The sequence below is a fragment of the Kitasatospora sp. NPDC056800 genome, assembly GCF_042789775.1.
Taxonomy (GTDB): domain Bacteria; phylum Actinomycetota; class Actinomycetes; order Streptomycetales; family Streptomycetaceae; genus Kitasatospora.
In genome coordinates, this window is record NZ_JBHUAL010000118.1 from 20,345 (window position 1) to 29,499 (window position 9,155).

Below are 9,155 nucleotides of genomic sequence, written 5' to 3' on the forward strand. Positions count from 1 at the left end.
CGACCGGCGGCGGAGGGCCGGGCGCGCTCAGCCCAGCCCCGAGACGCCCTTGACGAGGGTGGTCAGCCCGCCCGCCAGGGCCAGGCCCAGCACGACCAGCCGGGCGCGGGCCTCCGGGACCCGGGCGGCGAGCAGCCGGCCGATCGCCGCGCCGCCCGCGAGCGCGGTGGCCACCAGCCACCAGGCGGTCCCGGACAGTGCGGGCAGCCCCTTGCCCGCCAGGGAGAAGGCGTTCACCACCACGCCGTAGAACTGGGCGTTGGGCAGGAACTCGCGCGCCGTCCAGCCGGTGTTGACGGCGTACAGGGAGACGGCCGGACCGCCCACCCCGGCGGCCGAGTTCATGAACCCGCTGGTGGCGCCCGCGACCAGGGCGCCGCCGACCCCGCGCAGCGCGGCCGCCCGGACCCCGCGCAGCACCAGCAGCGAGGCCAGGGTGACCAGCGCGCCGATGCCGACGAGCAGTCCGGGCGTCGGAATCGTCGCCGCGACCCAGACCCCGGCCGGCACCGTGCAGGCCGCGGCGAGGATCAGCGGCAGCATCGCCGCCAGCCGTACCTGGCGCCAGCTGCCCAGCAGGCCGACGGCGCTGATGGCCCCGGCGGCGAGGTTCGACAGCGTGACGCCGTCGCCCGGCCCGAGCAGCAGCACCAGGACGGGCGCCGCGACCAGGGCGAAGCCGATCCCGGCGAGCCGCTGGACGGAGGCGCCCAGCAGGACGGTGCAGCCCAGTACGAGGTCGGTGGTCAAGCCGTCGGGCATCGGGCGCGGCCTCCCTCTCGGCGGGCTCCGCCGTCGGCGGGCGGTGCGTACCGATCATGCCGCACAGGCGGGTCGGGTGTGCCGTCGGTCTCATCGGGGACGGCCCGGAGATGGGGTCGGGAAGTATGCGAACTAGTGAGGCCGTGTCCGAACTCGATGCGATTTCCCGGCGCTTTCCGTCACCCGCGCCGGTGAACGCGGGGTGAGTGCGGGACGTGGACGACCGGTGGCCGCTGTCCTGGGGGTCCTGTCCGGATCGGGCCTGCGCCCGTCGGTGAGGGGAGACGGAACCTTGAAGAGGACGAGAAGACGGACGCGCCGGGCCGCGCTGACGGCGGCCTTCGCCGTCGTGCTGGCCGGCGGGGGACTCGTGGCGGCCCCTCGGGCCTCCGCGCAGGGCGGTGTCGGGGCGGTGACGGTCCGGGTGGTCCGGGCGGTGGACGCCACCGGCGTGTGGACGCCCGCGCTGGAGCCGGGCATCGCGGGCGTGACGGTGACGCTCACGGATGACGCGGGCACCAGGACCGAGGGCGCCACGGGCACCGACGGCACGGTGACGCTGGCCCCGGCCGCGAGCGCGGCGACCGACGGCAAGTACCGCGTCCGGGTGGTGAATCCGAAGCCGGGCACGCTGTTCCCGGCCTTCGCCTCGCGCCAGGGCCTGGACGGCGCGCCGAACCGGTTGAGCTCCAACGAGGAGTTCGTCGACCTCTCCGACGGCCGGAACGTCGCGTACACCACCGGGTTCTGGTACCCGGGCGACTACTGCCAGAAGAACGCCCCACTGGTGACGACCTGTCAGAACACCACCTGGCAGGGCGGGGCGCAGCGCACGCTGGTGTCGTTCCCGTACGGCGCGCGCGGCCAGGACGGCGTGGACGTCGACGTCACCGGCATCGCCACCGACGCGCAGACGGGCACGCTGTTCGGCGTCGCGTGGAACAAGGCCGACCGGCGGGTGTTCTCCTCGGCGGCGGCCAAGCGCACCACCGACTACGGTCCGGGCGGCGCCGGCGGGATCTACGTGACGGACCCGGCGCGGAAGGCCACCACGCTGTTCGCCACCGTCCCGGACGCCGGCGGTACGGCGCACGCGCCGGGGTCGGACGACGCGTTCCTGGCCGTGCCGGGCAAGGAGAGCCTCGGCGGGCTCAAGGTCACCGAGGACGGCCGGGACCTGTTCGTCGTCAACCTCAACTCCCGTGCGCTGTACCGCTACGACGCCACCGCGGCGACGGCCGCGGCGCCGACGGCCGTCTACCCGGTCCCGGACCCGGGCTGCCCCTCGGCCGGGGACTGGCGGCCGTTCGGCCTGGGCCTCCAGGACGGCGTCGGCTACCTGGGCGGTGTCTGCTCGGGCGAGTCGACGGGCCGGGCCTCGGACCTGCGGGCGGTCGTGCTGCCCTTCGACCCCGCCACCGGGCTGTTCCAACCGGCCGTTCTGGACCAGCCGTTGGACTACCCGCGGCAGTCGACCGTGGGCAGCGGCCCGTGCGACGGCGCGGGCTGGTTCCCGTGGACGGACACCTACCCGACCTCGCAGAACGGCCAGGCCTGCTCCGGCTACCGGGCCCAGCCGGAACCGGAGTTGGCCGAGGTCGGCTTCGAGACGGACGGCTCGATGCTGCTGGCCTTCCGCGACCGCCTGGCCGACCGGGCGACGGGCCAGTCGGCCTCGGGCGCCGCGGTCGGCGAGGTGCTGTCGGGCGGTGACCTGGACAAGGCCTGCGCGGAGAACGGCACGTACGTGCTGGACACCGACAACGGGTGCGGGCTCTCGCCCCGGGGCACCCGCTTCTTCGACACCAGCCGGTTCGGCGTCCACCACAACGCGGACTACGCCGGGATGGCGCTGTCCAAGGTCGAGAGCACCATCGGGATCTCCGGGTACGACCCGAACAACACGGCCTTCGGCTACGGGACGGCCTTCGTCCAGCGGGCGGACGGCCGGCAGGCCCCGGGGACCGGCCTGCGGCTCAACCCGGCGGACGTGCCCGCGCCGTTCGGCAAGGGCGCCTCGATGGGCGACCTGGAGGTGCTCTGCGACCGGGCGCCGCTGCAGATCGGCAACCGGGTCTGGTACGACCCCGGGCGCACGGGCATCCAGCGGCCGGGCGGGCGCCCGGTCCCCGGTGTGACGGTGCACCTGTACGACGGGGCGGGTGTGCTGGTCGGCACGACGAGGACCTCGGCGCGCGGCGAGTACTACTTCGACGACTCGAACGTCACCGGCGGCCTCGCGCCGCGCACCCGGTACACCCTCCGGCTGGACGAGCCGGCCGACTACGCCGAGGGCGGCCCGCTGTACGAGTGGGCGCCCACCCGGCACGACGTCGGCGGCGACCCGTTCGTCAACTCCAAGGGCGTCGTTCCGAGGGGCGGGAAGTACGCCGAACGGGAGCTGACCACCGGCGGACCGGGCGAGAACGACCACACCCTCGACTTCGGCTTCCGGCCGACGAGGGGCGTGCTGACCCTGGTCAAGGTGGACCAGGACGGCAGGCCGCTGGCCGGGGCGACGTTCCAGCTCTGGCGGGTCAGCGGCGGACCGGGGTGGCCGGGGTGGCTCGGCTGGCCGGGCCCAGGCCGCGAGCGCGGGGACACGCCGGTCGGCGAGCCCTGCACGACCGGGGCCGACGGCGTCTGCCGGGGCCGCGGCGGGCCGGGGACGTACTACTGGGTGGAGCTGAGGCCGCCCGAGGGCTACGCGGCGGACCGGACGGTCTTCGGGCCGCTGGTGCTCACCTGCGACAACCTCGGCGACGGGATCACGGTGACGGTGGTCAACCGGCTGATCCCCGGCCCCTGGCTGCCGCACGACCGGTGACCGGCGCCGGGCGGCCCCGCGGGGCGCAGGACTCCGCGGGCCCGCCCGGCGCGGCCGGTTCAGTGCTTCGGGACGGCGTCCGCGGACTCCGGCAGCGGGTAGGCACCCGGGTCGACCGGCCCCGGGAGGTCGGTCGCCGGGCGGCCGGGCGCGGTCGGGTCCGGCAGCGAGGGCTGCGCGGGCGGGACGGGCACCTGGCTGAACGGGATGCCGGGCGGCGCCTGGACGGGGCTGGTGCGGCCGAAGGGCGGGGCGCTCCGGCCCTGGGCGGCGCAGCCCGCCAGCGACTCCAGGCCGTCCGGGCTCTGGACGGCCGGCTGGTTGCCGGTGAAGCAGTTGCCCGGGTCGACGGAGGCCAGCACCAGGTCGGTGCCGTTGCCGGTGGCCCGGTTGCCCTCGACCCGGTTGCCGCTCGCCGGGTGCCCGGGCGGGTCGGTGATGACGATGCCGGCCGCGCGGTTGCCCTGGACCAGGTTGCGCTGCACCTGGTTCGCCGTGCCGCCGCCGATCCCGATCCCGATCCCGTAGGCGCCGTCGGCCTGTTGGGGGGTGTCGGTGGCGTTGTTGTCGGTGACGACGTTGCCCACGATCACCGCGCCGTGCTGCGGGGCGAGGGCTTCGAGGTCGTTGGAGTTGACGGTGACGCCGACCCGGTTCCCGGTGACCCGGTTGCCGACCACGGTGAGCCCGTCGGAGGCGTTGGTGATCTCGATGCCGACGGCGTTGCGCTCCACGGTGTTGCCCCGCACCAGGGTGTCGCAGGGCTTGCACTGGCCGACGTAGATGCCGGAGTCGGCGCCCCCGGAGGCGTACGAGTCCTCGATGACGCCGCCGCGGGCGTCGAAGGCGTAGATCCCGTACAGGCCGTTGTTGTAGGCGGTGACACTGCTGGCGCGGAAGCCCTCGACCACCGGGAAGCGCACGGTGTCCAGCGGGTTGTAGGCGGAGCCGCCGGCGCCGTGCTGCTGGAGCTTCTCGTCGGTGACGCCGGTGAACAGCACGCCGTTGGCGAGGTAGCCGTGGACGGTGAGGTTCTCCACCACCGAGCCGGGGCCGGAGGCGGTGATGCCGTTGACCAGCCGCAGGCCGCCGTCCAGCACCACGGTGTTGCGGTCGGTGCCGCGCAGCACGATCCGGGGCTTGGTGAGGCGCACGCTCTCCCGGTAGGTGCCCGGGTCGACCAGCACGGTGTCCCCCTCGCGGGCGACGTCCACGGCCTGCTGGATGGTCGGGAAGTGCTGCGGGACGCGGATGACCGTGCCGTCCGGGTGCTTGGCGTCGGAGGAGGACGAGCCGCCCGAGGAACAGCCGGCCAGCGCCAGGACGGCGGCGGCGAGCAGGGCGGGCAGGCGCCTGGCGACGCGGGCCCCGGGTGGGGGTGTCGTGCCGGACCGCGGGTGACGTGTGGTCAAAAGTTGCATACGGCGTGTTCTATCGTCTCCAATGTCGCCCATGCATGCCGAAACCGGAAAGGCGCAGGACCAGCCACCGACCGCGCGGGGCGCCGGGGTGGATCGAAGGGGGCTGCTCGCGGGCGGGGCGGTGGTGGCCGCCGGGCTCGGCGCGGGGGTCACGGCACTGGCCATGGGCACCGGCGGCGTCCGGGGGCACGGCCGCGGCGCCCGACCGGCGGCGGCACCGGAGCCACCGGCTATCCCCTTCCACGGCGAACGGCAGGCCGGGGTGACGACCGCGCAGCAGCCGGCCACCCAGCTGCTGGCCCTCGACCTGGCGCCCGCCGCGACCTCGGACGGGCGGGCCGCCCTGCGCGGCCTGCTCGGCGAGCTGACCCGGGTGCTGGCCGGGGCGACCGGCGGCAGCCCGGCCGACGCCCGGCTGCAGGGCGGCCAACCGGCCCGGCTCAGCAGCCTGGTGGGCGTCGGGCCGGGCCTCGCCGCCCGGCTGGGGCTGAACGTTCCGCCGGCCCTGCTGACCGAGCTGCCCGCCTTCCCCGGGGACCGGCTCGACCCGGCGCGCGGCGGCGGCGACCTGGTGGTCCAGCTGTGCGCGGCCGACCGCTGGCCGCTGTCCGTGGTCGCCGAGCAGGTCGACGCGGCGGCCCGGGCGGCGGGCGCGACCGCGCGGTGGACGCAGTCCGGCTTCCTGGCCCGGACGGCCGGCGGCGCCACCCCGCGCAACCTGTTCGGCTTCAAGGACGGCACGGCGAACCCGGACGGCACCGAGAGCGGGCAGTGGGTCTGGGGCCCGCCGGGGCCGTACGAGCACGGGACGGTGCTGGTCTACCGCCGGATCCGGATGGACACCGCCGCCTTCGCCGCCCTCCCCGTCGACCACCAGGAGCAGGTGATGGGCCGCCGGGCCGGCGACGGCGCCCCGCTCACCGGCACGGCCGAGCACGACGAGCCGGACATCTACGCCAAGAACCCGGACGGCTCGTACCTCATCCCGGCCACCGCGCACGTCCGCCTCTCCAGCCCCCGGCTGGACGGTGGCGCCCGGATGCTGCGGCGCGGCTACAACTACGACGACGGCCCGGGCGACCGCGGCCTGCTGTTCTGCGCCTTCATGCGCGACCCGGCCCAGTTCACCCGCGTCCAGAACCGCCTGGCGGCGCGCGACGCCCTCAACACCTTCATCGAGCACACCGCCTCGGCGGTGGCCTACGTCCTGCCGGGCGCGCCGGAGGGCGGGACGCTGGGGGAGGGGTTGTTCGGGTGAGCCGGGGGCGGTGGTCGGCCGCCCCGCCCGACGGCTGAGGCCGGGCGGCCGACCACCGGTGCCGGCTCCCGGCCGACCGCCGGTGCCGCCTCCCGTTCGACCTACCAGTCGACCGGGAGGCGGGCCGGGCTCCGGGTGGTGCCGCCGAGCTGCCAGGCGAGGTCCGCTACCGGGGTGGTGAGGCGCAGGCCCGGCAGGGCGGTGGCGAGCCGGTGCAGGGACTCCCGCATCTCCAGCCGGACCCGCCAGGCGCCGATGCAGTAGTGCGGGCCGGAGCTGAAGGCGAGGGTCGGGGCGGGGAGCGGGAGGCCCAGGTCGGCGTCGAGGCCCTCGGGGTAGACGGCCGGGTCGCGGTTGGCGCTGCCGAGGCTGACGGCGACGACCGAGCCGGCCGGGATGGTCACGTCGCCGACCTCGACCGGCGCGGTGGTGCGGCGGATGGTGGCCTCGTCGTCGCCGAGCGGGATGTAGTGCAGCAGCCGTTCGGCGGTGCGCTCGGCGGTGTCCGGGTCGGCGAGGCGCGGCCAGTGCTCGGGGCGTTCGCCGAGCACGTAGACCAGGGCGTTGGCGAGGGCGCCGGCGACGCTCTCGTTGCCGCTGGCGGTGAGCCCGGCGACCAGGAAGACGAGGGACTCCTCGGGGACGCCGCCGTCCTGGTCGGCGGCCCGGACCAGCCGGCTGACCAGGTCGTCGCCCGGCTCGCGGCGCCGGCGGGCGACCAACTCGCCCATGAAGGAGCCGAATTCGGCGAGGGTGGCGTCGTGGTCGGGGTCCGTGCCCGGTTGCTGTCCGCCGTCCTGCCCGCCGTTCTGACCGCCGCCCGGCTCGCCGCCCTGGTCCTCGCCCTGGGCGAGCAGGGCGCGGGTCCAGCGCCGCAGCCGCTCCTCGTCCAGGTGGTCCGGCCCGTCCCCGTCGAGCCCCATCAGCCGGGTGGTGACGGCGAACGGCACCGGCCGGGCGAAGGCGGGGACCAGGTCGGCCGTCGGGCCGGCGGCGACCAGCCGGTCCACGGACTGCTGGACGGCGGCGGCGACCCACGGCTGCCAGCCGGCGATGGCACGCGGGGTGAAGGCCCGTTGGGCGGTGCCGCGCAGCCGGCGGTGGGCGGGCCCGTCCTGGTTGAACAGGGACGCCGGGTTGGCGGCCACGTCGGCGGTGGCGCCCGCGGTGCCGACGTCATGCAGGTCGGCCCGGGTGACCCGGGGGTCGCCGAGGACCTGCCGGACGTCGTGGTAGCGGGTGATCAGCCACGCGGGGGTGCCGTCCGGGAGGGTGGTGGGGTGGGGCGGCTGGGCAGGGGTGGTGGGGAGCCGGTGGAGTGGGGGGAGGGTGGTCCCGGTGTCGGCTGCGGCGGAGTCCATGGGTCCCTTCGCGGGGTTCGGAGGTCCGACTGGTCGAGGGGAGTCAGAGCATCCAATTGTCATATGTTCATGAGGAATTGGGCGCTTGCGGAGCTTCTCCCCTTACGTCCCGATGGTATGCCCTCGGTGCCCCCAGTCGGGTGCCGGATCGACGGGCAGCAGCGGCCGGAGCGCGCCCAGCACGGCGCCGATGCAGGCGTCCCGCAGCTCGGTGCGGGAGCAGCTCTCCTCGGTCAGCCAGTCGATGACCAGCACCCGGACGAACACCAGCCAGCTGCGCAGGACCTGCGACACCGCCAGTCGCGCCCGCTCGTCCGCGAGTGGGAGGACGCCGAGCAGCCGGCCGCGCAGGGCGTCGAGCTCCTCGGTGATGATGGTCTGGATCACCTGGTCCCCGGCCAGCACGCGGTTGGCCGCGAGCACGGCGTGCCGGTTGGCGATGAAGTAGTCGAGGTGGGCGTCCATGCCCTCGACCAGCTGCTCGACCAGGGTGTCGCCCGGGTCGAACCGGCTCCTGGCGAGCAGGTCGGCGGAGGCCTCCCGGTAGACGGCGGCGAAGAGTTCGTGCTTGCTCGCGAAGTGCCGGTAGAGCAGGGCGCGGGAGACCCCGGCCCGCTCGGCGACCTCCTCCATCAGCACCCCCTCGTACGGCCGTTCGGCGAACAGCCGGGCACCGACGGAGAGCAGCTGGGCGCGTCGCTCGGCGGGGGAGAGCCGGCGGCGCCGTTCGTGGACTGGCATGCGGGCCAGGCTACTTGACACGTGTCTACTTGCCGGCGCTAGCGTGGTGGGCAACGTAGTAGACACGTGTCAACCAGACCTCTGTGAGGGGTGGACGGGCCATGGCCAAGGCGTTGCGGGTGCTCGCGTGGACGATGGGGATCGCCTGCGTGGCGATCGGCTTCCTCCACATCCTGCTGGGGAACTCCGCGATGCCCGGGATCGCGGACGCGGGCCCGACGGTCGGCAGCTTCGGCCGCTTCATGGGCGCGGTCTTCGCCGGGTACGGGGCGGCCTGGATCCACGCCGCCCGGCAGGCGCCGGTGCCCGCCCGGCCGGTGAGGTGGCTGGCGGCGGTCCTCCTGCTGGGCGGCCTCGCGCGGGTGCTGTCGCTCGTCGTCGACGGCCGTCCGCACTGGTTCCAGCTGGTGCTGATGGGGATCGAACTCGGGCTCGCACCCGTGTACTTGTGGCTCGCCGACGCGGACGAGCGGGTGCACGCGGAGCGGCGGTCCTGAGCTCCCCCGGTTCCGTCATCGGGGGCCGGTCGTCAGCGGAGGCTATGCTGCCCCTGCGATCGAACGTACGTCCGCGAGGAGGGTCCGGAGCATGAGCGGCACCGTGGTGGCGGTCAGCAGCAACGCCGAGTACTCGTTCACCAAGCCGAACCGGGACGGCATCACCCTGCTCGCCGGCTAGGGCCTGTCTTCGAACTCGCGTCTGCGGGGCGACGCCGGGGCACGCACCTCGCCGCGTTGTCGTCGGTCGCCAATGCTCCGCAGTGGCTCCCTCCTCCGCCTTGCGAT

The 9,155-nt window shown here is 75.1% G+C and carries 7 protein-coding genes and 1 pseudogene; 4 read left to right on the top strand and 4 right to left on the bottom strand.

Annotated elements, in window-relative coordinates:
- Positions 1-27: 27 nt before the first annotated feature.
- Positions 28-762: a sulfite exporter TauE/SafE family protein gene (locus ACFRQN_RS24250; protein ID WP_380742048.1), complete on the bottom strand. Its 735-nt coding sequence runs from the start codon at positions 760-762 to the stop codon at positions 28-30.
- Between the two features lie 292 nt (positions 763-1,054).
- Between ACFRQN_RS24250 and ACFRQN_RS24255 the strand changes: the two genes are divergently transcribed.
- Positions 1,055-3,589: an SdrD B-like domain-containing protein gene (locus tag ACFRQN_RS24255; RefSeq protein ID WP_380742050.1), complete on the top strand. Its 2,535-nt coding sequence runs from the start codon at positions 1,055-1,057 to the stop codon at positions 3,587-3,589.
- 59 nt (positions 3,590-3,648) lie between these two features.
- Here ACFRQN_RS24255 and ACFRQN_RS24260 read toward each other — a convergent pair whose 3' ends face one another.
- On the bottom strand, positions 3,649-5,010 hold the full coding sequence (locus tag ACFRQN_RS24260) for a right-handed parallel beta-helix repeat-containing protein (RefSeq protein WP_380742052.1): 1,362 nt from the start codon (positions 5,008-5,010) through the stop codon (positions 3,649-3,651).
- 31 nt (positions 5,011-5,041) lie between these two features.
- Here ACFRQN_RS24260 and ACFRQN_RS24265 point away from each other — a divergent pair, with 31 nt between their 5' ends.
- Positions 5,042-6,268, top strand: a complete 1,227-nt coding sequence (locus tag ACFRQN_RS24265; protein ID WP_380742054.1) for a Dyp-type peroxidase — start codon at positions 5,042-5,044, stop codon at positions 6,266-6,268.
- A 101-nt stretch (positions 6,269-6,369) separates the two neighbouring features.
- Here the strand turns inward: ACFRQN_RS24265 and ACFRQN_RS24270 are convergent, their stop codons facing one another.
- Together ACFRQN_RS24270 and ACFRQN_RS24275 are read right to left on the bottom strand one after the other, a co-directional pair.
- The gene (locus tag ACFRQN_RS24270) at positions 6,370-7,629 is read right to left on the bottom strand and encodes a cytochrome P450 (RefSeq protein ID WP_380742056.1); all 1,260 of its coding nucleotides are present in this window, start codon (positions 7,627-7,629) and stop codon (positions 6,370-6,372) included.
- Positions 7,630-7,731: 102 nt separating this feature from the next.
- Positions 7,732-8,370: a TetR/AcrR family transcriptional regulator gene (locus ACFRQN_RS24275; RefSeq protein WP_380742058.1), complete on the bottom strand. Its 639-nt coding sequence runs from the start codon at positions 8,368-8,370 to the stop codon at positions 7,732-7,734.
- A 101-nt stretch (positions 8,371-8,471) separates the two neighbouring features.
- Between ACFRQN_RS24275 and ACFRQN_RS24280 the strand changes: the two genes are divergently transcribed.
- Entirely contained in the window at positions 8,472-8,867 is a 396-nt protein-coding gene (locus ACFRQN_RS24280) for a DUF4345 domain-containing protein (RefSeq protein WP_380742060.1), read from the top strand.
- Between the two features lie 91 nt (positions 8,868-8,958).
- Positions 8,959-9,045, top strand: a pseudogene (locus ACFRQN_RS24285) (MOSC domain-containing protein); the annotation flags it as partial.
- Between the last annotated feature and the right edge of the window lie 110 nt (positions 9,046-9,155).

Bases quoted from the DNA above. Each gene is read 5' to 3' on its own strand.
- ACFRQN_RS24250 (WP_380742048.1), bottom strand. From the start codon at position 762: ATGCCCGACGGCTTGACCACCGACCTCGTACTGGGCTGCACCGTCCTG.
- ACFRQN_RS24260 (WP_380742052.1), bottom strand. From the start codon at position 5,010: ATGCAACTTTTGACCACACGTCACCCGCGGTCCGGCACGACACCCCCA.
- ACFRQN_RS24265 (WP_380742054.1), top strand. From the start codon at position 5,042: ATGCATGCCGAAACCGGAAAGGCGCAGGACCAGCCACCGACCGCGCGG.
- ACFRQN_RS24270 (WP_380742056.1), bottom strand. From the start codon at position 7,629: ATGGACTCCGCCGCAGCCGACACCGGGACCACCCTCCCCCCACTCCAC.
- ACFRQN_RS24275 (WP_380742058.1), bottom strand. From the start codon at position 8,370: ATGCCAGTCCACGAACGGCGCCGCCGGCTCTCCCCCGCCGAGCGACGC.
- ACFRQN_RS24280 (WP_380742060.1), top strand. From the start codon at position 8,472: ATGGCCAAGGCGTTGCGGGTGCTCGCGTGGACGATGGGGATCGCCTGC.